We start from the raw sequence: 26,780 nt of genomic DNA, 5'->3' as shown, positions 1-26,780 counted from the left end.
TACTGTTCTTTGTCGATAAATATAAATTACACTTATGGAGTGTATGTGGATTATGAGGGATGAAAGAATTATTCAATTAAAACAAGGCTTAACAACAGCTTTTATAAATCAAAATACTTTATCAAATCTGGCCTATAAGCCACAGTTTGTATCGAACAACTACAAAGAAGGGCGAAAGGTTATCTCATCTATTGAAGATGAGCTTTTGTTATGCGAAGAATTTGCCATTAGTGTTGCATTTATTACTATGGGAGGGATTACACCTCTTCTTCAAACGCTAAGCGAGTTAGAGCAGCGAAATATTCCAGGGAAAATACTTACAACAGATTATTTGACTTTCAGTGATCCAAAGGCTCTTCGGATTCTTGCTAATTTTAAGAATATTGAATTGAAAATGTATGTAACAGAGAATGCGAAAGAAGGATTTCATACGAAAGGATACATTTTCAAAAAAGAGGAAATGTATCGCATTATTGTTGGAAGTTCTAACATGACTCTTAGTGCGCTTACAACAAATCGTGAATGGAATACAAAGATTGTTTCTACAGAACAAGGTGAATATACACAGAATGTTGTAGCAGAATTCGAACAGTTATGGAATGCGCAGCAATCCTTATCGTTCGAGCAGTTCATTGAAGCTTACACGAATGTTTATACAAAGAATAAGATTATCCAGAGACAGAAAGAAATTGCGAAACAAGCGGAAGTTCCAGCTTTTGATGTATATCGTCTGCAACCAAATTCTATGCAAGTGGGATTTATAAATAATCTTCGAAGGATTTACGAATCTGGCGAAGATAGAGCGTTGTTGATTTCTGCGACAGGTACTGGTAAAACCTATGCTTCTGCATTTGCAGCAAGAGAACTGGAATTTAAGAAAGTGTTATTTTTAGTTCATCGTAACCAGATTGCAAAACAAGCATTGAAGTCTTATCGAAAAGTATTTGATGGTAAAGTTTCTATGGGTATGGTTACTGGTAAATATCAGGACTATGATGCCGACTTTGTGTTTGCAACAGTACAGACATTAAACAAAGAAGATACTCTGAGAAGATATAAAAAAGAACATTGGGATCTAATTATTATTGATGAAGCGCATCATAGTTCTGCGGATAGTTATAAGAAAATTATGGATTATTTTACGCCCAAATTATGGTTGGGTATGACAGCAACGCCGGACAAACGTGATGATAATATAGAAGGCAGGAATATTTATGAGATCTTTAATCATCAGATTGCATATGAGATTCGTTTGCAAAATGCAATGGAGGAGGATTTGTTGTGTCCGTTCCATTATTTTGGAATTACTGATTTGGAAGTTATTGCTGATGCTGGTAAATCATCTGAAGAAAAGGTTGAGAATTTCAGGTATTTAACATCGGATGAACGTGTATTAAATGTAATGAAACAGGCAGAATTCTTTGGTCATAGTGGAGACAGAGTAAAAGGCTTGATTTTCTGCAGTCGAATTGATGAGGCAAGAGAGTTATCTAATAAATTTAACGAAAAGGGTTGGAGAACACTTGTATTATGTGGAAGTGATTCGGAAACTGTGAGAGCAGCCGCCATTGAACGACTTGCTAGTGATGAAGCTGAAGATGCATTGGATTATATCATTTCTGTTGATATTTTTTCAGAAGGCGTTGATGTCCCTGAAATTAATCAAGTCATTATGCTTCGTCCGACAGAATCTCCGATTATTTTTATTCAGCAGTTAGGTCGTGGCCTTAGAAAAGCTGACGGCAAAGAATATGTAGTTGTCATTGATTTTATTGGAAATTATCGTAACAACTTTATGATTCCAATCGCTCTTTCTGGAGATAGAAGTTACAACAAGGATAATATTCGGCGTTATGTAACGGAAGGTGGTCGTGTGATTCCAGGTGCCAGCACAATTCATTTTGATGAAATTTCTCGAAAGAGAATTTTCCAGGCGATTGATAATGCGAATTTCAGTGATATTAAATTAATCCGTGAGAATTATGCGAACCTAAAAAATAAATTAGGACACATTCCAGCGCTTGCAGATTTTGATAAATATGGAGAGATGGATGTACTTAGAATTTTCGACAATAACAGTTTGGGATCCTATTATAAGTTCCTTGTGAAATATGAAAAAGAATATACAATCCGACTATCGAAAGATGAAGAAACAGTAATTGAGTTTGTTTCTAAAAAACTAGCTAGCGGAAAACGTATTCATGAACTGGAAATTTTGAAACGATTACTTAAGTATCAGCATGGAATCATGGCGTTTTTAAAGAAATCGTTGCATGAAAATTATAATTGTTCTATGGATGATAATTGTGCAGAGAATGTTATAAATATGATGACAAATGAATTTCCTACAAATGCAGCTAAGAAAACATATTCTCAGTGTGTATTCTTGGAGAAAGAAGGTTCAGACTATGGTGTGTCTAAGTCATTTGCAGAAATGTTACAGAATGAAGATTTCTATAATATTCTAGAGGAACTCATTGACTTTGGCATTTCTCGTTATAAAGAAAATTTCAGTATGCGTTATCAAGATACGGATTTAGTTTTATATCAGAAGTATACTTATGAAGATGCTTGTCGTTTGTTAAAGTGGGAAAGAAACGAAGTTCCATTGAATATCGGTGGTTATAAATATGACAAGAAAACAAAGACATTTCCAGTATTTATAAACTATGATAAGCAGGAAGATATTAGTGATACAACAAAATACGAAGATCATTTTACAAGTTGCAATCGCCTAATTGCGATTTCTAAGAGTGGACGTAGTATTCAATCAGAAGATGTACAGAATTTCTTAAATGCAAAAGAACGTGGGATTGACGTACAACTTTTTGTGAGAAAAAATAAAGATGATAAAATTTCAAAAGAATTCTATTATCTTGGAAGAATGACGTCAACTGGAGCAGTAAAAGAAATTATAATGCCCAATACTGATAAAACAGCAGTAGAAATAGAATGGGAATTAGATACTCCGGTGAGAGAAGACATTTACGAATATATTATAAACGGATAGGATAATAGAAACAATGGGAGATAACATGAAAACAATTAGAGTAGTGGCAGCAATTATTATTGATAATAAAAAAGTATTCGCAACACAACGTGGATATGGTGAGTTTAAAGATGGTTGGGAATTCCCGGGGGGAAAAATTGATATTGGAGAGACTCCAGAAGAAGCATTGATAAGAGAAATCAAAGAAGAACTCGACACAGAAGTAGAAGTGCTTGAATTACTGGATACCGTAGAATATGATTATCCTAATTTCCATTTATCAATGGATTGTTTTATATGTAAGATTAAAACTGGTGATTTGGTTCTAAAAGAACATGAAGCAGCTACATGGCTGACTAAAGATAATTTGTACAGTGTAGAGTGGCTACCAGCAGATCAGGAGTTAATTGAAAAAATTGAAAAGTATTTGAAGGAAGAGCAGGATGTTTAAGATTACAAACGGTGATTTTAAAAAGCAGATATATGGAAATGAAAACTATCTGACCAATTGACCGATGCTTGATCTTACAAAAGCATTCGGCCTAAGTCATAATGTAGATTTTAGCAAAGTGGTTAAAGATGGTAATACCTTTAAGAATTTGTCTTTTTTCGAGGATTAGCCAATATTGTTGTCGGCAATGATGATGTGAAGAATGAGTTTTTTGTGATGACTAATACCGTCGATGACTTGTATGAGTCGCTTAGACCAGATATTTTCAAAAGGGATTTCGAGCCAGATTACAAAGATACTATTCTTTATCTGAAGGGATTCATTGATGGTAAAATCTGTCTTTGGTGCTAGAACCAGTACCGCGATTTGGGACGGAAACAGAAGCATGAAGTATCACTTGACTATCTGATGTCGGAAAGGTCTTTTGAACCGTTTGCAACCGACAACTATTTTGAGCAGTATGTTTATGAAAAGCCGACTGTTTTTGTTGTGCAAGGGAAAGAAGTTGTCGTTACAAGTAAACGGTTAGCCGACGCATTAGCTAATCTGCCAGAACAAAGGCGCACTGTTCTGCTGATGAATTTCTTCCTAGGTTACAGCGAAAGAAAAATCGGGAATGAGTACGGAAGAAGCAGAAGTACAGTCAACTACTGGAAACTGGCGGCATTGAAGCAGTTAAGAAAAGAACTGGAGGAAACTGAACATGAGGAATAAGAAACTGATACCCTTTGAAACCATTGAGAAAGCTGTTGCCGGCGAGCCGGAAGCCATAGACGCGGTACTGCGGCATTACACAGCGCGGATTAAATATCTGTCTACCTATCGCGGGCATATTAACGACGATATTCAAGACCGTCTGAAAGCACAGCTTATCAAGGCTATCCTACAATTCCGTTTTGACAGGTAGTAGCAAAGTTAGAAAAAGCCGTCAAGGATAAAATGCACACTTGCGTGTCCTTGACGGCTTTCCCTGTCTTTGCTGTTGAGCAGCCAAGAGAGCGCAATCGGATAAACTGCTTACGCTCTCTATCCAGTATGGAATGTTACGCGATAGAGTGTGCTTCTTGCTTGATTTAAGCGCATTACAGAGAAGATAAGGGCAGGGGTAAGGGTTTTATACTCCAACCCTTAAAAATGAGGTTCTACTGCGTAACATAACAAACGATATTTTTATATTGCCGTTTCCGTTCCATTCTTTTTCATTCCGGCGGCTTTGCCGCTTTGTCTTGCCCCCAAGGAGAGGGATTAGGGAAAGGATAGGAAGGGAATGGGTATTTGATTAAATTCGTATTTGGTATTTCTTTAGTTATTTATATCTTTATTTAATTGCGTTGGATTTTCCAACGTAGGTTTTTCCAATGTTGGATAATCCAACGTAGGCTTTTCCAACACAGGAAAATCCAAGATAGGCGGTCTATGCCCCCTCGGACAATTACTACAGGTTTGTTACGCAGTAGAGGGGGAAAAACGCTTGATTTATGTGGCTTGCAGAACGTAAAAAATGCTCAGATGATAGTTTTATACTTCTACCCTCAAAAATGACGTTCTATTGCGTAACAAAGTGAAGATAGAAAAACAGAGAGCCGCCCACTATTGAAAGTGATTAACTCTCTGTTTGCACCCTGTCTGTCAGCGTTAGTGATAAGTTGTTGTGAATACTTCCTTATCAGCGTAAAACTAACGTTTTTCGGTACTCAAACACCCTCAAGTACGCCATTTTGTACGCCAAATTTTTTAAAAGCCCCGATATGAAAAATACATGTTTTGAACTGATTTTCGCCGTAAGAATATAAAGATTTACGGAGGAAAATACAATGATGAATCAGAAAAACTGTATGCCTGTGGGAGACTGCTTTATCCCAACAATCGAATTAAAACCAGTGGAAAACAAGATTTTAAACAAGTACGGCAGGATGCGCAGAGTGTTTTTGCAGGAGCAGAAGCCTATATTTTTCGATGATCTGGTGCTGACTGAGCAGCTGTTCCCGCATCTGTATGAGGTGCAGGAGATTGCAGAGAAACGAGTGGAAGTCATTATGGCTGGATTGCTGGAAAAGAATCCGGCTCCGGATAAGGAAACGGATGCTATGGCTTGGGTAAGGCACATGAATTTGCTGAAAGAAATGGCGGAGGAAATAGTGGTCAGGGAAGTAATTTATACATAATGTGAAATGGAACCAGCTCGGAAACGGGCTGGTTTCTTTATCGGCAAAATTGCCGATAAAACTTATAACAGGGTTTTGCTTAAAAAATGAGCAAAAAAGGGAAAGTATGCCTTGTAAAACAGATTTTTGATTTGCAAGGATAGTTTGGGATTTAATTAAAGATAAATGATGCCGAAAACGGCAAAAATATAGGATGTAAGCAAAAATAAATATTTGATAATTTGCCGATAATGTGATATACTATATCATAATAAAGTGTAAATTTTGATTTGAATTATAACGGAGGAGAGCAGATGCGATACCTTTCAGTTACTGAAATAGCAAAAAAGTGGAATGTTTCAGAGCGCAGCGTCAGAAATTATTGTGCACAGGGACGTGTACCAGGTGCATTTCTTACCGGCAAGACTTGGAATATTCCTGAAAATGCAGAAAAACCGGAGCGCTCAAACAAAAAGAAAGAGCAGCCAGTTACTTTGTTGGATATTCTGCAGGAGCAGAAAGCAAGTAAGTATTCCGGCGGCATTTACCATAAGACACAGATTGATTTAACATACAACTCCAATCATATTGAGGGCAGCCGTCTGACCCATGACCAGACCAGATACATCTTTGAAACCAACACCATAGGCGTAGAAAACGAAGTGCTAAATGTAGATGATGTGATTGAAGCAGCAAATCACTTCCGTTGCGTTGATATGATTATTGATAATGCAAAAGCGGCTTTAACAGAAAAGTTTATTAAAGAACTACATCTGATTCTGAAGAATGGAACCAGTGATTCCAGAAAAGATTGGTTTGTTGTTGGTGATTACAAGAAATTGCCGAACGAAGTTGGCGGAATGGAAACAGCACTTCCGGAAGAAGTTTCTGATAAAATGAAAGTTCTGTTGACAGAGTACAATGGAAAAGAAGAAAAGACTTTTGAAGATATTTTGGATTTCCATGTGAAGTTTGAACGAATCCATCCGTTCCAGGATGGAAAGGTAACATTGAGATACCAGCAAAATGTGGCATAACAGCGGCAAACTTGCTTTGTATATAAAATTTAATAGTGTATAAGCCAAAGGGCGTTTCACTTTTATAGGTGGGCGCCCTTTTTTCATACCTATTTTCAAGAGAAAGGAGATCCCCATGGAATTAAACGAAATGGAAAAAAAGCTGCTCTTTCAGGTGGAGAGCGATTATCAGACAAAGATCCTGAATGAACTTTATATGACCGTGAGGTATTCAAATAATTCCGAGCAGCGGGAGGCGGCAGAAGGTCTTATGGCAAAACTTCGTGTTCTGTCAAATGCAGAGTGCATGGACTTGGTAAAAGATATTCAGAAGAATTACCGTCTGCCCTATCCAGCCCGGACGATTGGAGAAAAGATCGCCGAGGCCAGACAGCAATCAGGTGCAGAAAAATTGAAGGGGCATGACATCATGGCGCTTGAACGCTTTGACCCGGAGGTAAGGCACATGATCGTTTTTGATGTATTGTCTTACGATTCCCCTGTTGGCGACAAAGGCGATAAGATGCGCTTGTTCCTTACAGATACCGGCTATCAGAAATTTTTAGAGAGTCAGGAACGGGGCGAAGTGAAACTGAAAAACCATGCGAAGGTCTCTGGCGGCCATCTCCATTATGACCACAGGGATCATGTCTTGTAACGGAATAGTCGAAGAAAGGAGGCGATACAATGGCAGTATTCCGTGTAGAGAAAACAAAGGACTTTACGATAATGAGCAATCACCATCTGCGCAATACGGAGTTGTCCTTAAAGGCAAAGGGGCTTTTATCACTTATGTTGTCGCTGCCGGAAGATTGGGATTATACCACAAAGGGACTCGCCCATATCTGCAAGGATGGTGTGGATTCTATCACTACTGCCCTGAAGGAACTGGAGCGGCATGGTTATCTCACCAGACAGCGCCTCCGCTATGATAACGGGCAGTTGGGAGACATTGAATATACGATCCATGAGCAGCCTGTAAGTACCGAAAACACAGGGCTTTCACCTAAACGGGAAAATCCAAGACAGGTAAAACCTGAACAGGCAAAACCTAAACAGGCGGAACCTGAACAGGAAAATCCGGCACAATTAAATACTAATCCATTAAAAACAAAAAAATCAAAAAAAGATAAATCAATAACTTATCCATCAATCTATCCAGCAGAGCCGGAAGCGGCAAGCCGCACGGATGGGATGGATCGGATAGAGCTGATAGAAGCCTATCGTGAAATCATCAAAGAAAATATCGAATATGACTTACTGGTCTTACGGTATGGCAGGGAACGTCTGGACGAAGCCCTTGAACTTATGCTTGAAGTGATTTTGTCTAAACGCCCTTACATTCGCATTGCCGGAGATGATTTTCCGAGGGAGATCGTCAAGAGCCGGTTCCTGAAGATCAATTCCGGTCACTTAGAGTATGTCTTTGACTGTATCGACAAGAACACGACGAAGGTTGGAAACATCAAAGCCTACCTGTTGGCGGCGCTGTATAATGCCCCGGCTACAATGGACAGCTATTACCGTGCCGAGGTCAATCACGACCTGTACGGCTGTTAGACACCTTTGGGTGTCTTTTTTCATTTCATCACAGGAAGGAGGCAAAGCACAATGAAAAGAAACACTGTGCCGGTACTATGCCCGGCGTAACCAAAGAACAGATTCAGGCAGCGCGGGAAGCTGACTTGTTTACTTACCTGCAATTCCATGAACCCGGCGTGCTGAAACGGGATGGACCTAATTTCCGGCATAAGGAGCATGACAGTCTGGTATATGTGACCGGGAAAAGGTACTGGTACTGGAACAGCCGTGGACGGAGTATCAATGCGCTGGACTACCTGATCCAGATTCGGGGATATGGTCTTGTGGATGCGGTTCATGCTCTGGTAGGTGGAGAAATCCGGCAGGAACCGGCCTACCGAAGTACGGCAGAAATACAGGTATCAAAGGAGCCGGAAAAGAAAGCATTCTCTCTCCCCTGGGCCAGACGTTGCGCGACCGCTGCGGTCTCCTATTTGCAGAAACGGGGGATCAGCTCAGAAGTCATTCGCCAGTGTTTACAAGCCGGGATTTTTTACGAAGCCCGGTATCATGGAGAACCGGTTTGTGTGTTTGTAGGGAAAGATGATTCCGGGAAAGCGAAGTTCGCCTGTATGCGCAGTATCGGCGGCAATCTCAAAAAGGATGTCTATGGCAGCGACAAAGGATATAACTTTTGTTATCCCCCGCAAAGTCCGGGCAGCCGGCATGTGGCAGTTTTTGAAGCTCCTATTGATGCGCTTTCCCATGCAACACTTCAAGAGTTGGAGGGATGGAAATGGAATGGTTATCGCTTGTCTTTGGGAGGTACTTCCCATGTGGCGCTGACTTCTTTCCTGGAACGCCACCCGGAGATCCGGCGTGTTACCCTTTATATGGACCGCGACCTTGCCGGATTTGTCAATGCTCGGAAAATCAAGACCATGCTCCACGAGGATAAACGTTTCCGTCATATCCGGGTAAGTGTCAACCCTCCCCGGATGGGAAAAGATTACAATGAGAAATTGCTGCAGGTTCGGGAACAACTGCAAACCAGCCAGCACCAACGCCGCCCAAAAGAGGCGGCTGTTTCAATTTAGGGAGGATTTCAACATGAATGGATCTCAACAGATCTGCTTTACAGACAGTGCCGGAAAAGCGCTGTTTTCCATTCCTGACAATGGTTTACTTTGTCTGTTCTATGGAAACGGGGACAGACACTTTGCTGTTTGCCATCGTCTGGATGATACCCATGCAGAAATTGACGGGGTAAATTATTCGCTGCCGGACTTTGCCAAAAGGATGAAACACAACCAGATCAGCTTTGCCCCGGCATAAGGCTGGAAAACAAATAACAGGAGGATTTGAAAATGAAAAAAATTGAAAATACCGCTTTGCAGATGATTGCCGAGGCTTCCCGGTGTCCAGACTACAGCCCCGATATGGTTAAATCGCTGATGAAAAAGCTGGACATGAACGAAAAGGGCTTTGCGCTTTTGATGAATGTTGCCCCATCCACAGTGCGTCTTTGGACCAGCGGAGCTGCACAGCCCTGCGGCACAGCAAAACGCCTCATGCAGATTTATGAAACCGGTCCGGAGATTGTCGGCAAGATTGCCGGCGGGCCGCTACCGGCAGATGGGAGGGATTGATGAATGACGGAGACAGATAGCCAGCCGATTGCGGAAAATGAGCAGGTCAAAGAACTGCTTGCTCTCCTAAAAGACAACAACACACCGGGATATGAAGAATTTTCCAAGCTGATCGAGCATGTGACCGGGATGGAGCAGCGTCTTTTGGAGGCAACCGAGGAATTAAAGGCAGTGCGTCAGGAAATGCAGGGATTACAGAACCATTCTCTGAAAGATGCTCTCCAAAAGAGCTATACAGCTATGGAGGCGAATATTTCCGTTATGCGTCACCGTCTTTCCGAACTCAAAGGCCAGATCATAAACGGGTGCAGGAATATCCTTGCCGATTTCAGGGAACGCGGTACTGTCGCTTTGAATGGGATCACACAGTTTTTACATGTCAGACCGGTGTTGGAGTCCATTCAAAGTGCAGCAGAAAAAAGTATGCAGGCCAGCAACAGGGCTGTTGCCAGAATTGATGCTTTCAGTACGGAATACCACGAAATGGGGCGGCATTTCAAAAATATGGGCCGTACCCTTCAAGGAAAACCTGCGGAGACAGACGCAAAAGAAAATGGGAAGATTGCCAGAGTGTTCAAAGGTGCTTTCAAAGTGGAGGGCGCCCTTATATCCTCCATTAACCGTAATGCGGAGTGGGCACTTAATACCCTTGCCCGGTTGGAACAGACTACGGAAAGGCGCCCTTCTGTTTTGGAAGCAATGCGGGAACAGGTAGCAAAAACGGAACCGGCAAAAAAGCAGCCGGCACCTTCCCATGATAAGGAAAGCCGGTAATTGTCAGGTTCACATGAAAGGAGGAATTTGATTGAATCAGGAACCACTACCGCAGATTCATTTGATCCGTGATACAGACTTATCCGTCTTTGCGTATGAGCTCCATATTTTTGCCGGAGATTTTCTTAGGGAATGCGAATTTAATATGCGTTCTCTGGTGACAAATACCGGGGCTGATTCCATTGCTATCATGGGGAAAAATCACATGTGGCTTTCCGACACCTTGTTTGCTTATTGTTCTACGGCGGACCTTCATCAAATGATCTCAACAACGGAGTTCATCGGAGCGAGGGCTTTCCTGTTTCATACGGATCGCAGCGAGGGCGGTCACTTGTACGGGGATGTCCTGATGATGGATTTAGACACGCTACGGCAGGATATAAAAAGAAATATCCTCTATCCTTGCGGCGTCAATATCGAACGCAAAGATGGTTCAGCGGCCACGGTCAGCCTGAAAGAATGGACTGAAATGGAGCTTTACGAAAAAGATGCTCTGAAAAGCTGGGGATTTTCTTATGCCACGAATCAAGTTACGGAATGGCAGTACCACTATTCCACGATGTTCAGACAGTGGATGGATCAGGCATTTCGTTATATGCCCCAGGATTTAGAAGAACGCCTGAATATGCAATATATGGAGGCAGCCCAGAACCCGGATATGGATAAGTACCGCATACCACAGGGAACGGCAAAACAGATGCTTCTTTATGACGAAGCCCCTGTGTATCGGCTTCTTCCAGCCGGTTCGGAGAAAATTGCGCCCATCGCAGCAGTCTCTACGGGCTTGTGGTATGAAAATTACCGGGAGTTTGCCATTGCACCGAAGGATTTAGGCGCTTTGGACAAACTGATCCGCAGGGAAACCGACCGGCTCACAGGAAACCTCCCACAACTTCACAAAGACGAAGAACGCCGCCCTGCCCCGGAACGATAAGAATTTTACACTGACTGGAGGTGATGAAGATTGGCAGGAGTGCATGAAGATTTCGGTGAAAAGATCGGCGGTGCGAAAAAAGACCTGTGGAAAGACCGCGGGCTGTATGCGGATGATCTGGAAGCCATGAATGAGCGCGAAGCCGAAAAATTTGTGAAAAAGGATAATGTCTGGAAAAAGCCGGACTATGCAGTCATGCTGGAGGAAGGGATTCCTCTTGGCGTGGTCTATTTTATCAAAAAAGCGAGGGACGGCTTAAACGCTTCCCCTCAGTATTACCGCACGGATGACACCCCGGAAAAACGGACCGCGAGACAAAAGGAATATATAAAAACAGTCCGGGAATTGCAGACAGTGCTTTCAGATGTCCGTACTGTGGAGGATGCTGCGAAAGCCTATGACCGCTTTTTCGTTGACAATGGATATTTAGAAAAAGTACAGGGCTGGGGCTGGGGAAGCGGAATCCACTACCGGGCAACGAAAAAGGGTCAGGACAATCCCGTGATCACAAACAAATTGTCCAATACCATGCTGATTCGCTCGGCTGAATATTTTGAGCGCAACTTTACTCAGAAAGCAAAAAAGGAACAGTTTTGTGTTTACAAAGAGCAGAAAATACCGAAAGGTTATGCGATCCACTTCAACGACGGGAAACATACCTATTCTAAAAATGAGGACTGGAACCCCGGTACCTACTATGTGACAAAAGGCTATTCGATCCTGCGGACCAATTTTGAGACCAAAGAAGCTGCCCTGAAATGGGTGCAGGAACTTGCCAAAGGCAGGAACAAAAACGGAAAGATCCGGTTTGTCCCTCCCCAGCTCGCCCATGTCAAACGTACTGGGCCGGATTACCGGAATGGTGTGGAGATCACCGGACAGCATTATCTTGATACATTTGGGTTCCGCGGCGGCGAGTTTGGAAACTGGATGAACCAGAACGACCGTCAGACCTCCCTTAACATGGGATTTGAAGCACTAAAGGATCTGGCGTCAGCCCTTAAGATCAGCGATAAAGATATTGCTTATCAGGGTACGCTTGCTATCGCTTTTGGTGCAAGAGGCAGCGGCAATGCTGCGGCTCATTATGAACCTTTGCGTACAGTCATCAATCTTACGAAAATGCACGGGGCCGGTTCCCTGGCACATGAATGGTGGCATGGACTTGACGATTATCTTGGTACAAAGATGGGCACAAAAGGGATGCTGTCAGAACAGCCCCGCCTCTATGCGCCGTTCCAAAAACTCATTGACACCATGAAGTATAAACCGGAAACACCGGAACAGGCAGCAAAGCGCACGGAAGCACAAACAGAACGCACCCGGAAAAATGCGGCAAGCTGGCTGGATTCCTCGGTTCTTGCCTCTCTGAAACGGTATGGCAATAAGGAACAGATGGAAACCTACGCAGTCTTGCGGGAAGCATTTTTGTCCGGCGAACCCGGCTCTGTGGAACAGATCAGCGCATTTAAGAAGAATGTTACCGGCCGGGTAATTCCCAAAAGTGAACGGGAACGGCTGGAAATTTTTGAGCGTATGCTTTCCGGGATGCAGGCGCAGGAAGCTCCGCAGATTGGACGGACGGAAACTGATTTTTACCGTAATTCGGTACGCATGGGAAAAGAATGTGAAAAAGACGGCGGTTATTGGGACAGCAATGTGGAAATGACAGCCAGAGCCTTTGCCTGTTATATCAAGGACAAACTGCCCTACACATCGGATTATCTGGCAGGCCATGCCGACTGTGCCCTTACCCTGGTTTCCGGTAAAGACGGAGAAATGGAGGTATTGAAAGCCTTCCCTGTGGGGGAAGAACGCCGTGCGATCAACGCTGTTTTTGACGAGATCATTCAGGATTTGAAACGGGAACAGCTATTGACCCATGCCGATGTAACGTTTCCCCTCTCTGTTTCTGAACTTCGTGAGGCAGCGGACGGTCAGCTATCCATGTTCGGCGTCGGCCGTCCTTCCGTGATGGATCAGCTTGCGGCAAACAGACCGGCAGATAAAAAATCACCGGCACAGACGGTTTCCAGAAAAAACCATGAGCCGGAAATATAGCAGGAGGTGAACAGCATTTTGGAAGAAAACAGGGATTACCATGCCTACCGGTATGGCGACCACTTGACGCCGGGATCAGAGCTTAAAATTGAGCACAGCGTAGTTTGTGAAAATGTGGATATTTCTACACTGATCACAATGGGAACAGATAGCCTGGAAGCCATGCGCCAGGGAAGTATCGACGGGGAGCAGAAAGCCTATGAAATCGTGGTGGCTGCCGCAAAACAGTGGGAACAGCAGGCAGCGGCAACACAGACGATCAACCGGGCTTTGGAATATCTTCGTACACCGGAGATCGAACATACAGGCAACCAGTGGAAAGACACCGATAACTGGAGGGCAGATCAGAAAATCAGCAACCGGGTCTATCAGATGACCTGCAGTATTTGGGAAGATACGAAATATGACCGGGAAACCAAACAGAGTGTTCCGATTGCCTGGTATGTGACATGGGAAGTCCGTATTCATTCCCCGAAGCAGGGATATGGAGCAAAGATTGCCGGACAAAACCAGAAACGATATACAGATAAGAACGCAGCCATAAAATATCTGGACGGGCGAAAGAAAGCCTATTCCCATTTATTCACGGAAATTTCCCCGCCGATCCCGAAAGAATATGAGCACCATTTTATGGTTCACGGCACTCTTTTACCTGGCTATACGGTTGAAGGACTGGAACAGGCCAAAACGGAACATGCCGCCGCCGAGGTTTCGGAGGGCGGTATTTTTACACCCAAAAACCGGGAGAAGCCTTCCGTCCTGGGGAAGCTCTCTGTGGCAAAAACTCAGGAAAAAACGCCAACCGCTCCCGGTACGGCAATGAAAAAGAAGGAGGATATACAATTATGAAAGTGTTAATGGTAGAGCCGGGCAAGTCCCCTTATGCTGCGGAGATCGAAAGTGGTCTGAAATCCTTGCAGGCGGCAGTGGGCGGAGATATTCAAGCGGTCTATCCGTATGAGGACCCGGTGGCTCTGATCTGTAATGAAGAAGGCAAGCTGATGGGGCTGCCTCTGAACCGAGCTCTCTTTGACGATGACGGCCACATCTATGATATTGTGTCCGGGAATTTTCTGATCGTTGGTCTTGGTGAGGAAGATTTTACAGACCTTTCCCCGGACTTGATGGAGAAATACGGGGAGCAGTTCAAGTACCCTGAAAAATTTGCAAGGATTGCCGGCGAGATCATTGCAGTCAAGCAGCCTGCAACCAATGAACACCGGGAAAAACCGATGATGCACCATTCCGGCCCGGATTTGTAGAAAGAAAGGAGCCAATTATGTTAATGGCAGTAAATGAACCTTATGCCCTTATGGTGCAGCCGGACGATATTCTGATCTCTCCCCGTGAGGTAGATGAACATTTTGGGACGATGGTATGCTTCCATCCCCGCTATGCGCTGGGCGACCATCACAACTATATGGACAAAGACGACTTCCTGCGGGAAATGTATTTAGATACCGTAGGACATGATGAAGCTGGCATGAAACGCTATGAACGGATGGTAAACATTGTAAGCAGCCGTTTCCGGCATGGACCAAAGACAGAGGAACGGGCGATCGATGAAGCAATGCAGAAAGTAATTTCGGAAAAGTATCTGATGCTCCCCCTCTATCTCTACGACCACTCCGGTCTTGCCATGAGTACAGAAAGTTTCTCAGGCAGGGCTCCTCATGCAGAATGTGACAGCGGACAGGTCGGCTGGATCTATGTTTCCAAAGAATATGCCCTAAAGGAATTTGACGCTGACAAGATGACCGGTGCTATCCGTCAGAAAGCAGACGCACTGATGCGCAGCGAAGTCGCTGCTTACGATTCCTATCTGCGCGGCGAATGTTATGGGTTTGAGCTTTATAAAAACGGGGAGCTGTCGGATAGCTGCTGGGGCTTTATGGGTAACTTTTCCGATGTGTTGAAAGATATGGCTGAATACCTCCCGGATGAGTGCAAAGGGATGGTCGATCATCTGGAGGAACAGGAACGCCCGGCTACGATCATCAAGACGCTTTTGAAACACGCTAAAATTCAGGTCGATCAGGCAGCAAAAGCCTTTGAACACGCTTCCCGACAGCAGGTTCTTGGGGAAAGCCGGTAAAAAGTTATTTCCATATTATAAATACCGATTTTATCAGAAAGGAGGATGCTCTTGCAGGAAGATCTCGAACAACGAACGGTTTCTGTTTCTATACAGGCAGCAAAACTGTCAGGGCGGGTACTGCGTGCGGCTATTGCTGCGGTACTCCAAAAGATGGAACAGGAACGTACAATGCCAAGAGTCGGACGCAACAGTATGAAGCGGCTGACTTATAAAGACCCCGGAGCTAATACCATTGAAGTTTCAGGACGAATCCGCTCTTTTGAACGGTATGTCAGGAAACATCAGGTACGCTACCATATAGAAAAGGAACTTGGGACCGATCCCCCAAAATGGACGGTATATTTCAAGGCAAACCAGGCGGATGCACTGACGGCAGCATTTAAGGAATATACAAAGAAAGACCTTACACGCAGCACCAGACCGTCGCTGCTTACACAGCTTCATAAGTTCAAAGAACTGGCGCAGTCGCTTGGCCGTGACCGTGTAAAGAACAAAGAACACGGAGGACCGGAACGATGAAGATCGATGCAGAAACAATGAAAAAACAGGTCATTCTCCATCTGCCTTATGTTCTGTTCCTTCTGGTATTTGCCAAGCTGGGCGAGGCGGTGCGTCTGGCTCCCGGAGCGGACGCTTCCCAAAAGCTGTTAGGACTGTCCGAAGGCTTTGCCCTTGCGTTTCAGAGTATGTGGCCGGGGGCGGCAATGGACTGGCTGATCGGTTTATGCGGTGCAGCCATTATGCGGCTGGCAGTCTATCTTAGAGGGAAAGACGCTAAGAAATACCGCAAAAATGTGGAATACGGTTCAGCTCGTTGGGGAAATAAAGCCGATATTGCCCCGTTTATGGACCCAAAGCCGGAAAACAATATCATTCTTACCCAAAGTGAAGGACTGATGTTAAACGGAAGGCCCAAAAATCCGGCCAATGCAAGAAATAAAAATGTACTGGTAGTCGGAGGATCAGGTTCTGGAAAAACGCGCTTTTTCATCAAGCCCAATCTGATGCAAATGCACAGTTCCTACGTCGTCACCGATCCGAAAGGTACAGTCCTTGTGGAATGCGGAAAGATGTTACAGCGAGGCACGCCAAAGCTGGACAAGGACGGAAAGCCTGTGCGGAATGAAAAAGGAAAGATCATCTATGAGCCCTATAAAATACGGGTATTCAATACGATCAATTTTCAGAAAAGTATGCACTTTAACCCATTCGCCTACATTCATTCCGAGAAAGATATTTTGAAAATCGTCACGACTCTGATCTCCAATACCAAAGGCGAAGGAAAAGCCGGAGACGATTTCTGGGTCAAAGCAGAAACCCTGCTCTATACGGCACTGATCGGATATATCTACTATGAAGCCCCGGCAAACGAACAGAATTTTGCCACACTGGTAGAAATGCTGAACGCAATGGAGGTCCGTGAGGATGATGAATCGTTCAAAAATGCCGTTGACCTTCTCTTTGACGCGCTGGAACAAAAAGACCCGGATCATTTTGCCCTGCGTCAATATAAGAAATATAAGCTCGCTGCCGGAAAAACAGCAAAGTCGATCCTTATTTCCTGTGCTTCCAGACTGGCTCCTTTTGACATTAAAGAAGTCAGGGAAATTACCATGTATGACGAACTGGATCTGGATATGCTGGGGGATGAACGGACTGCTCTTTTCCTTATTATGAGTGATACGGACGGGACCTTTGCATTTTTGATCAGTCTGATCTATTCCATTTTGTTTAACCGCTTGTGCGAACGGGCAGATGATATATATGGCGGAAGGCTTCCCATCCATGTACGCTGCCTGATCGACGAGGCGGCAAATATCGGGCAGATCCCGAACCTGGAGCGTCTTATGGCGACCATCCGAAGCCGTGAGATCTCTGCCTGCCTGGTGCTGCAGGCGCAAAGCCAGCTCAAAGCCCTGTATAAAGACAACATGGACACCGTCATCGGTAACTGTGACGCCTCTCTTTTCTTAGGAGGCAAAGAAGAAACCACCTTAAAAAGCTGGAACTCCCTATTGGGGAAAGAGACCATCGACCTGTATAACACCAGTGTCACAAAGGGCAATCAGGAATCCCACGGACAAAATTTTCAAAAGCTGGGAAAGGATCTGATGTCGGTGGATGAACTGGCAGTTATGGACGGGGGCAAATGTCTGCTGCAGATCAGGGGTGTGCGGCCGTTCCTCTCCCGGAAATACGATATAACCAAACACCCAAATTACAAACTGCTTTCCGATTTTAATGAGAAGAACGCTTTTAATATCGAAAAGTTTCTTTCTACCCGGATGCCGATGCGTCCCGGTGAACGATACCGCAATTATGAAGTCACAGCCGAAGATCTGGCTTCCCAGACTTTATAGAGTTGTTCCTGCCTGTCAAAGCATGATGCCCCGGCAGGCTTTGTTTTTGTCACGATGAAAGGAGGATTTTTTGAGGATTCGTGATTCTCCCTGAAAAGTAAATAACCGCAGGATTCTTCCTGCCCCATGCCGCCGTGCTGTTTGAAACAGATTTTTTTCTAAAAACAGTGCGGCGACTTTTTTTGTTTCCGGCCTGATACGGCCATATCACAAATTAAAATTTCTGAAATTAAAGGAGGAACATTATGGCATTTTTTGCAAGCGCGATTGATACTTTGAAGATCCTTGTGATCGCCCTGGGCGCAGGTCTGGGCGCATGGGGTGTTGTAAACCTTCTCGAAGGTTACGGAAATGATAACCCAGGTGCAAAATCCCAGGGGATCAAGCAGCTTATGGCAGGCGGAGGTATCGCTCTGGTTGGTGCAACGCTGATTCCGCTGCTTTCCGGCCTGTTCGGTTAAGGGCTGATTTATGGGCAGTCTGTTTGAACGGATAACAGACTGGATTAAAGAGGGCTTGATCGATGCGATCACCGGACAGTACACCAGCATTTTCAACTCCGTCAACAATCAGGTTGCGGATGTGGCAAATCAAGTAGGACAGACCCCGCAGGGCTGGAATGGCGGCGTATTTTCCATGATCCAAAATCTTTCGGAAACTGTCGTCATTCCCATTGCGGGCATGATCCTGACCTTTGTTCTGGTGTATGAACTGATCCAGATGATTCTCGAAAAGAACAACATGCACGAATTCGATACATTCAACATCTTCAAGTGGATTTTCAAGACTTTTGTTGCCACTTACCTGCTCACCAACTGTTTTACGATTGTGATGGCGGTCTTTGATGTGGCCCAAAATGTGGTGTCGCAAAGTGCCGGTGTCATAAACGGGAACCTGGATGTGCAGGCGGCGTTGTCTGATCTGGAAACCCAGCTTGAAGCAATGGGAATGTGGGAACTGATTGGACTGTGGCTGGAAACCAACATCATCAATCTGTGTATGTGGGTACTGTCCATCGTGATCTTTGTCATTGTATATGGCCGTATGATCGAGATTTATTTAACCGTGAGCCTTGCACCGATCCCGTTTTCCACAATGGCAAACCGGGAATGGGGACAAATGGGAACCGGGTATCTGCGTTCCCTTTTTGCCCTGGGTTTTCAGGGTTTTTTGATTCTGATCTGTGTTGCCATTTATGCAGTGCTGGTCCAGTCTATCCCATCGTCCGGCGACGTGCACGGCGCGATCTGGGGAACGGCGGGTTATACGGTACTGCTGGCTTTTGCCCTGTTTAAGACAGGTTCGTTATCCAAATCCATATTTAATGCAAGATAGCATGAACAAAACCAATTCTAAAAAGGAGGATTTTATATATGAGTAAAACCAATACAGAAAAAATGGCGCCGGAGACACAGACGCCGGAAATGGCAAACGGCATGAAGCTGGATGTCCGCGTGCGTCCGATCGCCCCAATGGGAAACCTGCTGGCGTTTGCCAATGTTACGATTGGCGGATGCTTTAAGATTGACGGCTTCCGTATCTGTTCCAGTGAAAAGGGGCTGTATGTCAATATGCCCGCAACCCAGGATAAGGGAGGCAACTGGAAAGATGTCTGCTGGCCGGTTACGGCAGAGTTCCGCAAGCAGCTCAACGATGCCTTAATCGATGGGTACGGGCAGGCTATTGAAAATTTGCAGGCAACTCTTGAAGCGACAAAGGGAGCAGCGGAAAAACCTTCCCTGACCGGTGCATTGAAAGAAAATGCCGGTAAGGTCAAAGAACAGCCGGCCAAACCGGCCACATCTAAGAATGAGCAGGCTCGCTAATGCCGGAAACGAAACAGTACGGCATTATCTATGCCGATCCGCCATGGCGCTATGACAGGAAACATGGAAGCGGCGTTGCGGAAAACCATTACCCCACAATGAGCATTGAAGAAATCTGTGCCCTGCCGGTATCGGAACTTGCCGCAAAAGACAGTGCCCTTTTTCTGTGGGCGACCTTCCCGCAGCTCAATGAAGCCTTCCGGGTGATCGATGCCTGGGGATTCAAATATAAAACGCTGGCTTTTCTATGGCTCAAACAGAACCGGAAAGCGGATAGCTGGTTTTATGGCATGGGCTTTTGGACCCGCTCAAACGCGGAGGTCTGCCTGCTGGCAACCAGAGGCCGTCCGAAACGCCAATGTGCGGGAATCCATCAGTTTGTGATCTCCCATATTGAGCAGCACAGCAAGAAACCGGACGAGGTGCGGGATAAGATCGTAAAACTCATGGGCGATCAGCCCAGAGTGGAACTGTTTGCAAGACAAAAGACACCCGGCTGGGATGTATGGGGCAATGAAGTGAACTGTACGCTGACTATGCCGGAGCGAAAGGGGTGATTTTGATAGAACAAGATGCAAAGCGGCTGCTTATGGAACGGCTGGACGAGTGTTTGAAGGTTCATGCGGATATGCTGGATGCACAGAACATCGGCAGTATTTACGAGTTACAGGGACTTTCGGAACTCCACTATTATCTGAAGGTTGAGCATGTATTTACTCCGGCGGAAGTAGAGGCGCTTCTTTCTTTTCAGGACCCGTTGGATGTAGCCCGATGGTGTTGGGAAGAAAATAACCATGAACACAGTTTCCCGATCTGCGATCTTCTCAAAGAAATTGATGCAGCGCAAAAATTTGAACATTTCACAAGCGAACCTTCCGCACAGGACAAATATACGCTCCTGATGAAACGGCTGGGACAGAATTACTTTGCTTACCGGGAAAGCCTTATGTCAAGAGATAAGGAATCCTTAATTGAAAAAGCTGCTGAAATTACAGCCATGCAGGAGGCGTATTCCTATCTGACAACAAAGTTTGAGTTCGGGGATGAAATGCTGGATGATGTGCTGGCGCTTGAGAATCCTTTGAAATACTTTGCAGACCGTTGGCTTATGCCGGTTTCAGATGTGTTCGACGTGGATATGGATATTCGGGAAAATATTGCCGGAATCCGAGACAGCCAGGAATACCTGTGTCAGAGAGAGCCGGCTGTTTCTGTCCTGGCACGGCTGCAAAATGCGGCTCAGGAAGTGCGGGAATGTCCGGCTGTGGAGAAACCGGTACGCGATTTCGGTGCACGGTAATGGGCCGGAAATTATATTACGATGGGAGGTGTATAGATGCCTTATGTACCTGTACCAAAGGATTTAACCAAAGTTAAGACTAAGCTGGCCTTCAATCTGACGAAGCGCCAGCTTATTTGTTTCAGCCTTGCCGGGCTTGTCGGCCTTCCGGTGTATTTCTTTACCCGCGGGGCGATCGGCAATTCGGCGGCTGTACTTTTGATGATCGGGCTGATGATGCCCTTTTTCTTCTTCGCCATGTATGAGCGTGACGGGCAGCCGGCAGAAAAGATCTTGAAGAACCGGCTCCGTTATAAGCTCTGGCCGAAGGACCGTCCATACAGGACGGATAACCTGTATAAATCTATGTCAAAGAAGGAGGTTACAAAGATTGCCAAAAAACAAGCAGCAGGAAGCTCAGGAAAAGCGTCTGCAAAAAAACATCAGGCAGGCCAAAAAGACCAGAGCCGATGCAAAGCAGGGCAAAACTAAGTCTGCCCGTTCCAAGCCGTCTAAAAAAGGCGGTTTTTTTGCCGGGCTGAAAGCAGATGCCCCGCAGACGGTCCAGCAGAGCATTCCCTACCGTGAAATGTACCGGGATGGGATCTGCCGGCTGACCGATACCCTTTACACCAAAACGGTGCAATTTTTTGATATTAACTATCAGCTTGCACAGGCAGATGATAAAGCACAGATCTTCGAGGGTTACTGCGATTTCTTAAATTACTTCGACGCCTCGATCCATGTGCAGCTTACCTTTATCAACCAGCGGGCCAATATGCAGGATTTTACCAGAAGCATTGACATCCCTCCCCGCGGCGACGAGTATGACGGAATCCGCAAGGAATACGGGGATATGTTAAAAAACCAGTTGCAGAAAGGAAATAACGGTCTCACCAAACGCAAATACATTACCTTTGGGATCGAGGCAGATGACCTGCGTACTGCGAAAATGCGTCTGGAACGCATTGAAACGGATGTACTGGCAAATTTCAAAACCCTTGGAGTCCAGGCAAGATCCTTAAACGGACTGGAACGTCTGGAACTTCTTCACAGCCAGCTTCACCCGGACGGTCAGGAAAAATTTCATTTCCAGTGGTCGGATCTGCCTAAGACCGGTCTTTCTACCAAAGACTTCATTTCCCCATCCGGGCTGTCTTTTTCAAAGGATGGAAAGACATTCCGGGTAGGCGACCATTCCGGTGCTGTCTCCTTTTTGCAGATTTTGGCGCCGGAGCTTACTGATCGGCTTTTAGCGGATCTTCTTGACTTAAACGACGCCGTGACCGTCAACCTGCATATCCAGTCTATCGACCAGGCACAGGCAATCCGAAACATCAAACGCAAAATGTCGGACCTGCAGAAAATGACCATTGAGGAACAAAAGAAAGCGGTCCGATCCGGGTATGATATGGACATCATTCCCACCGACCTTGCCACCTATGGAGAGGAAGCCAAAAATCTTTTGCAGGATTTACAGAGCCGCAATGAGCGCATGTTCCTTGTGACGGTACTGGTGGAAAATATCGCAGCCAAACGCCAAAAGCTGTTCAATGATATTTTTGCCGCTTCGGGTGTGGCACAGAAATACAACTGTGCCTTAAAACGGCTGGATTACCAGCAGGAACAGGGGCTTATGTCCTCGCTTGCTCTTGGTACGAACCAGATTGAAATTGAGCGCGGGCTTACGACCAGCAGCACAGCGATCTTTGTACCGTTTACCACCTGTGAATTGTTCCAGGAGGGCGAGGCGTTGTATTACGGCCTGAACGCCCTTTCCAATAACCTGATCATGGCGAACAGAAAAACGCTGAAAAATCCCAATGGGCTGTTTCTCGGTACCCCAGGAAGCGGTAAATCTTTCTCTGCCAAGCGTGAGATCGTCAATGTGTTCCTTCTGACGGAGGACGACATCATTATCGCTGACCCGGAAAATGAATATGGGCCGCTGGTACAGCAGTTCGGTTCCCAGGGGCAGGTCATTGATATTTCCCCTACTTCCACGAACTACATCAACCCGATGGACATCAACTTGGACTATTCCGATGATGAAAACCCGATCACTTTGAAAAGTGATTTTATCCTGTCGCTGTGTGACCTTATCATCGGCGGCAAAGAAGGGCTTTCCCCTATTGAAAGGACGATCATCGACCGTTGTACCAGACTGGTGTACCGGGAATACCTGCAGAACCCATGCCCGGAAAATATGCCGATCTTAGGCGATCTTTACGAGCTGCTTTTGAAACAGTCTGAACCGGAGGCACAGAATATCGCAACGGCGCTGGAAATCTATGTCAATGGTTCCCTTAACGTGTTCAACCACCGTTCCAATATCCAGATGGATCAACACCGTGTACTGTGTTTCCAGCTTAAATCACTGGGAAAAGCCTTAAAGGAAATCGGGCTTTTGATCATGCAGGATGCGGTGTGGAATCGTGTCACGGCCAACCGTTCCAAACATAAAACAACCTGGTTCTATATCGACGAATTCCACCTTCTTTTGAAAGGGCAGACAGGAAGTTTCAGCGTGGAGATCTGGAAACGCTTCCGTAAATGGGGCGGAATCCCATCAGGTTTAACGCAGAACGTCAAGGACCTTCTGGCTTCCCGTGAGATCGAGAACATTTTTGGTGCGACACGTTGACGCACAAACATCGCTCTATGAGGGTAAAACTTCATGGACTTATGGCCATGCGATGCTAAAATCGTCGGACTTACCTTCTTACGAGGTAAGTAACAACTGATAATTCGAAAGGTAGAATGATGGGGTAACGCCTTGAAATGCCTTCTCTGATACTTCGACCGGCTCCGACTGTAATGGTTGGGGTCTGGAGCTCGATAAAGTCGGCGGAAGTCTGCCGAAACAGTGTAGAAATACAGCTGTCGAAAGTGCGGTAGAGGTACTGTATGCAGATGACACGTCGGGAGTCTATAAAATATCTATGGTGAGAATGTCCACGACGGACTGACGAAAACCGCGAATGTACGGGTCTAGATGTTTACCATATAGAAATGTATGGACACTTAATTGTGGGTCAGTGCGGTGTAGTAAGAATCGAAAATATGAAACTCCGTATTGTGTTACAGGCACAATCAAGCTGACAGGACTATAGCGAACACCTAAGGATATATGCACAGATAGAATTATCGGAACGTGGAAAGGTACAGAGTTGCTCATAAGCAATCTGCGGACGAATCATATAAGCCGCCTAATCTGTGCTGAAAAGCGAAGCTCGAACCTACGACAGCCCTACGAAAAAGGCGGGCTCGAGGAATGGGCTTTAGTCGGTTAGAAACAATTGTTGTCATTCAATCTTATAAGGATTATGAGTATGACAAAAAGGGACACTTTCCCAAGAAAGGAGAGTGATGCCTTATGACCATGAAAAAGAAAAAGCAACTGCTCTGTGAGGATAATCTGCGTCACAATGAGTATTACGGAATGCAGAATACGATTGATAATCTATACCAGGCAAGTTTGAACTGAGAAGTTTTTACAGATTTAATGTCTGTCATTCTTCAACGGGAAAACATTCTTCTAGCGTACAGAAATATCAAGAAAAATACGGGAAGTAAAACAAGTGGCACAGACAATCTCACAATCGAGGACATTGGAAGATGTTCCCCCGATGAGGTTGTTGAAAAAGTTAGATTTATTATTAATGGAAGTGAACATGGGTATCGCCCAAAACCTGTAAGGCGTAAGGAGATACCAAAACCATACGACCCAAGTAAAATGAGACCCTTAGGGATTCCGTGTATATGGGATAGACTTGTTCAACAATGTATCAAACAGGTATTGGAACCTGTTTGTGAGGCTAAGTTCAGCAAAAACAGCTATGGATTCAGACCGAACCATTCGGTTGAGAACGCTATAGCAAGAAGTTATCAGCTACTTCAACATGCCAATCTTCACTATGTCATTGAATTCGATATAAAAGGGTTCTTTGATAACGTGAATCATGCCAAGCTGATACGACAGATATGGGCTATGGGTATTCATGACAAGCAACTGATATTTGTCATAAGACGAATTCTCAAAGCACCAATCAAACTGGAAGATGGGACTTTTATCACACCCGACAAAGGAACCCCACAGGGAGGTATTATATCGCCACTTCTGGCTAATATCGTGCTTAACGAATTAGACCACTGGGTAGAAAGTCAATGGCAATGGTGTCCGATTTGCAAACGGAATGCTAGACCTGAAAACGGCTTTCGACAGGCTAAGAAATCTAACCTGAAGGAAATGTTCATTGTTCGCTATGCAGATGATTTTCGAATCTTTTGTAGGACAAAGGACTCCGCTGAACGCACCAAATGTGCAGTCACTCTGTGGCTGAAAGAAAGGCTCAAACTGGAAATTTCTGAAAAGAAAACGAGGATTGTCAATGTAAGAAATCATTACTCTGATTTTCTCGGATTCAAAATGAAAGTTCACAGAAAAGGCAACAAACTCGTGGTTATATCTCATATCGCAGATAAAAATCTCGAGCACAAAAGGGAGAAGCTTAAAGAACAGGCAAAGAGAATCGTTCACCCTCGCAAAATATATGGCGAACAGGGGGAAATCAGACTCTATAACAGTATGGTTACTGGCATGCAGAATTATTACTGTATCGCCACACATGTTAATCATGATTGTGCTTCCCTAAACCGCACAGTCATGACCTTGCTGACAAACAGGCTTAGCACTCGCACAGGCAACCGTCTTGTGAAAACAGGGCGAGAGCTTACGGAGTTTGAAAAAGCCCGTTTTGGTAAATCCAAAATGATGCGATATGTCGCTGGTACGAATGAGCCCGTGTATCCAATAGGATACACACAGCACAAAAACCCACTTTTCCGTAAGAAGAGCTGGAATTATTACACTCCCGAAGGACGAGAAGGTATTCACAACTGTCTGAGAATCAACATCCCTATGATGTTGGCTCTCATGCGTCAACCAGCCTATTCCAATAGTGCGGAATACGCAGACAATCGAATATCTCTCTTCTCAGCCCAATGGGGAAAATGTGCTATAACAGGTGTTGAATTCTCCTCTGTTGGGGAAATTCATTGCCATCATAAGTTACCCCGACATTTAGGCGGTACGGATGCCTATGAGAATCTTATTCTCATAAAGAATTCCGTACATAAACTCATTCATGCTTCAAAAGCGGAAACTATTTACAAATATATGGATTTACTACAGCTAGATATCAAACAGCTTATAAAGGTTAACCACCTTCGTGAGTTGGCTTCCATGCAACCTATTTAATCTTATTTCAACTACTACAGTTTTTATTCTATTCAAAGGTTGATTGTTTAGACAATGAAAAATACTAACCGATGGAACGCCGTGTGCGGTGAAAGTCGCATGCACGGTGTGGAGTGGGGGAAAAGCCCGAGATGATATCAGAGGCTTACCTATCACTATAGAACTCAGACTTTATCTATATGCTCAACCAGGCCCAGGGAGACCGTCAGATTTTGGCAAAGCAGTTGGGGATCTCCCCGCACCAGCTTTCCTATGTGACCCATTCTGGTCCCGGCGAGGGGCTTTTGTTCTTTGGAAATGTGATCATCCCCTTTGTGGACCACTTCCCGAAGGACACACTGTTGTACAGCGTGCTTACCACAAGACCGGATGAAGTAGCGGGGACCAAAGCGTGAGACAAAAATTAAAATGGATCGGA

The 26,780-nt window shown here is 45.0% G+C and carries 25 protein-coding genes and 4 pseudogenes; 28 read left to right on the top strand and 1 reads right to left on the bottom strand.

Going from position 1 to position 26,780, the window contains the following annotated elements; all coding sequences use genetic code 11:
* Window positions 1–52: 52 nt before the first annotated feature.
* The 4 genes from KFE17_08890 to KFE17_08875 all read left to right on the top strand — a co-directional run bounded on the left by KFE17_08890 (window position 53) and on the right by KFE17_08875 (window position 4,347).
* The gene (locus KFE17_08890; GenBank protein QUO31014.1) at window positions 53–3,010 is read left to right on the top strand and encodes a DEAD/DEAH box helicase; all 2,958 of its coding nucleotides are present in this window, start codon (window positions 53–55) and stop codon (window positions 3,008–3,010) included.
* 25 nt (window positions 3,011–3,035) lie between these two features.
* Window positions 3,036–3,440: an 8-oxo-dGTP diphosphatase MutT gene (gene mutT, locus KFE17_08885; protein ID QUO31013.1), complete on the top strand. Its 405-nt coding sequence runs from the start codon at window positions 3,036–3,038 to the stop codon at window positions 3,438–3,440.
* Between the two features lie 408 nt (window positions 3,441–3,848).
* Window positions 3,849–4,154, top strand: a complete 306-nt coding sequence (locus KFE17_08880) for a sigma-70 family RNA polymerase sigma factor (protein ID QUO33675.1) — start codon at window positions 3,849–3,851, stop codon at window positions 4,152–4,154.
* On the top strand, window positions 4,144–4,347 hold the full coding sequence (locus KFE17_08875; GenBank protein QUO31012.1) for a helix-turn-helix domain-containing protein: 204 nt from the start codon (window positions 4,144–4,146) through the stop codon (window positions 4,345–4,347). Before KFE17_08880 ends, KFE17_08875 begins: the two co-directional genes overlap by 11 nt.
* 395 nt (window positions 4,348–4,742) lie before the next feature.
* Here KFE17_08875 and KFE17_08870 read toward each other — a convergent pair.
* Window positions 4,743–4,856: pseudogene (locus KFE17_08870) on the bottom strand (helix-turn-helix domain-containing protein).
* A 419-nt stretch (window positions 4,857–5,275) separates the two neighbouring features.
* On the opposite strand from KFE17_08870, the gene KFE17_08865 reads away from it, so the two are divergent.
* The 24 genes and pseudogenes from KFE17_08865 (at window position 5,276) to KFE17_08750 (ending at window position 26,757) form a co-directional block, all read left to right on the top strand.
* Entirely contained in the window at window positions 5,276–5,605 is a 330-nt protein-coding gene (locus tag KFE17_08865; GenBank protein ID QUO33674.1) for a TnpV protein, read from the top strand.
* A gap of 293 nt (window positions 5,606–5,898) precedes the next feature.
* Window positions 5,899–6,585 (top strand): annotated as a pseudogene (locus KFE17_08860) (Fic family protein).
* A gap of 151 nt (window positions 6,586–6,736) precedes the next feature.
* Window positions 6,737–7,258, top strand: coding sequence for an addiction module toxin RelE (locus KFE17_08855; GenBank protein QUO31011.1), 522 nt, complete (start codon window positions 6,737–6,739; stop codon window positions 7,256–7,258).
* A 29-nt stretch (window positions 7,259–7,287) separates the two neighbouring features.
* Entirely contained in the window at window positions 7,288–8,160 is an 873-nt protein-coding gene (locus tag KFE17_08850) for a helix-turn-helix domain-containing protein (GenBank protein ID QUO31010.1), read from the top strand.
* 77 nt (window positions 8,161–8,237) lie between these two features.
* Window positions 8,238–9,218: a toprim domain-containing protein gene (locus KFE17_08845; protein QUO31009.1), complete on the top strand. Its 981-nt coding sequence runs from the start codon at window positions 8,238–8,240 to the stop codon at window positions 9,216–9,218.
* Between the two features lie 13 nt (window positions 9,219–9,231).
* On the top strand, window positions 9,232–9,456 hold the full coding sequence (locus KFE17_08840) for a hypothetical protein (protein QUO31008.1): 225 nt from the start codon (window positions 9,232–9,234) through the stop codon (window positions 9,454–9,456).
* A gap of 32 nt (window positions 9,457–9,488) precedes the next feature.
* Window positions 9,489–9,770 (top strand): XRE family transcriptional regulator, encoded by a 282-nt coding sequence (locus tag KFE17_08835; protein QUO31007.1) that lies wholly within the window; start codon window positions 9,489–9,491, stop codon window positions 9,768–9,770.
* Between the two features lie 3 nt (window positions 9,771–9,773).
* Window positions 9,774–10,544, top strand: a complete 771-nt coding sequence (locus KFE17_08830; protein ID QUO31006.1) for a hypothetical protein — start codon at window positions 9,774–9,776, stop codon at window positions 10,542–10,544.
* Window positions 10,545–10,575: 31 nt separating this feature from the next.
* Window positions 10,576–11,478, top strand: coding sequence for a hypothetical protein (locus tag KFE17_08825; protein QUO31005.1), 903 nt, complete (start codon window positions 10,576–10,578; stop codon window positions 11,476–11,478).
* Window positions 11,479–11,508: 30 nt separating this feature from the next.
* Entirely contained in the window at window positions 11,509–13,539 is a 2,031-nt protein-coding gene (locus tag KFE17_08820) for a hypothetical protein (GenBank protein QUO31004.1), read from the top strand.
* A gap of 18 nt (window positions 13,540–13,557) precedes the next feature.
* Window positions 13,558–14,388, top strand: a complete 831-nt coding sequence (locus tag KFE17_08815) for a hypothetical protein (GenBank protein QUO31003.1) — start codon at window positions 13,558–13,560, stop codon at window positions 14,386–14,388.
* Window positions 14,385–14,801: a DUF3846 domain-containing protein gene (locus tag KFE17_08810; GenBank protein ID QUO31002.1), complete on the top strand. Its 417-nt coding sequence runs from the start codon at window positions 14,385–14,387 to the stop codon at window positions 14,799–14,801. Before KFE17_08815 ends, KFE17_08810 begins: the two co-directional genes overlap by 4 nt.
* 17 nt (window positions 14,802–14,818) lie before the next feature.
* Complete coding sequence (locus tag KFE17_08805; protein ID QUO31001.1) at window positions 14,819–15,634, top strand: hypothetical protein; 816 nt, start codon at window positions 14,819–14,821, stop codon at window positions 15,632–15,634.
* A 51-nt stretch (window positions 15,635–15,685) separates the two neighbouring features.
* The gene (locus KFE17_08800) at window positions 15,686–16,156 is read left to right on the top strand and encodes a PcfB family protein (protein ID QUO31000.1); all 471 of its coding nucleotides are present in this window, start codon (window positions 15,686–15,688) and stop codon (window positions 16,154–16,156) included.
* Complete coding sequence (locus KFE17_08795) at window positions 16,153–17,997, top strand: type IV secretory system conjugative DNA transfer family protein (GenBank protein ID QUO30999.1); 1,845 nt, start codon at window positions 16,153–16,155, stop codon at window positions 17,995–17,997. The genes KFE17_08800 and KFE17_08795 overlap by 4 nt, the downstream gene beginning before the upstream one ends.
* Before the next feature lie 245 nt (window positions 17,998–18,242).
* Window positions 18,243–18,458, top strand: a complete 216-nt coding sequence (locus tag KFE17_08790; protein ID QUO30998.1) for a Maff2 family protein — start codon at window positions 18,243–18,245, stop codon at window positions 18,456–18,458.
* A 10-nt stretch (window positions 18,459–18,468) separates the two neighbouring features.
* Complete coding sequence (locus KFE17_08785) at window positions 18,469–19,332, top strand: hypothetical protein (protein ID QUO30997.1); 864 nt, start codon at window positions 18,469–18,471, stop codon at window positions 19,330–19,332.
* Window positions 19,333–19,370: 38 nt separating this feature from the next.
* Window positions 19,371–19,823 (top strand): SpoVG family protein, encoded by a 453-nt coding sequence (locus KFE17_08780; protein QUO30996.1) that lies wholly within the window; start codon window positions 19,371–19,373, stop codon window positions 19,821–19,823.
* Window positions 19,823–20,380 (top strand): DNA methyltransferase, encoded by a 558-nt coding sequence (locus KFE17_08775; GenBank protein ID QUO30995.1) that lies wholly within the window; start codon window positions 19,823–19,825, stop codon window positions 20,378–20,380. Before KFE17_08780 ends, KFE17_08775 begins: the two co-directional genes overlap by 1 nt.
* Before the next feature lie 32 nt (window positions 20,381–20,412).
* The gene (locus tag KFE17_08770) at window positions 20,413–21,123 is read left to right on the top strand and encodes a hypothetical protein (protein QUO33673.1); all 711 of its coding nucleotides are present in this window, start codon (window positions 20,413–20,415) and stop codon (window positions 21,121–21,123) included.
* A gap of 36 nt (window positions 21,124–21,159) precedes the next feature.
* Window positions 21,160–21,594, top strand: a complete 435-nt coding sequence (locus KFE17_08765; GenBank protein QUO30994.1) for a PrgI family protein — start codon at window positions 21,160–21,162, stop codon at window positions 21,592–21,594.
* Window positions 21,494–23,746: a conjugal transfer protein TraE gene (locus KFE17_08760; protein QUO30993.1), complete on the top strand. Its 2,253-nt coding sequence runs from the start codon at window positions 21,494–21,496 to the stop codon at window positions 23,744–23,746. The genes KFE17_08765 and KFE17_08760 overlap by 101 nt, the downstream gene beginning before the upstream one ends.
* 732 nt (window positions 23,747–24,478) lie before the next feature.
* A pseudogene (gene ltrA, locus KFE17_08755) lies at window positions 24,479–26,362 on the top strand (group II intron reverse transcriptase/maturase).
* A 161-nt stretch (window positions 26,363–26,523) separates the two neighbouring features.
* Window positions 26,524–26,757, top strand: a pseudogene (locus tag KFE17_08750) (conjugal transfer protein TraE).
* Window positions 26,758–26,780 lie beyond the last annotated feature (23 nt).

The organism is Faecalicatena sp. Marseille-Q4148 (genome assembly GCA_018228665.1).
Taxonomy (GTDB): domain Bacteria; phylum Bacillota; class Clostridia; order Lachnospirales; family Lachnospiraceae; genus UBA9414.
This window is presented reverse-complemented; position numbering and strand designations above follow the sequence as displayed.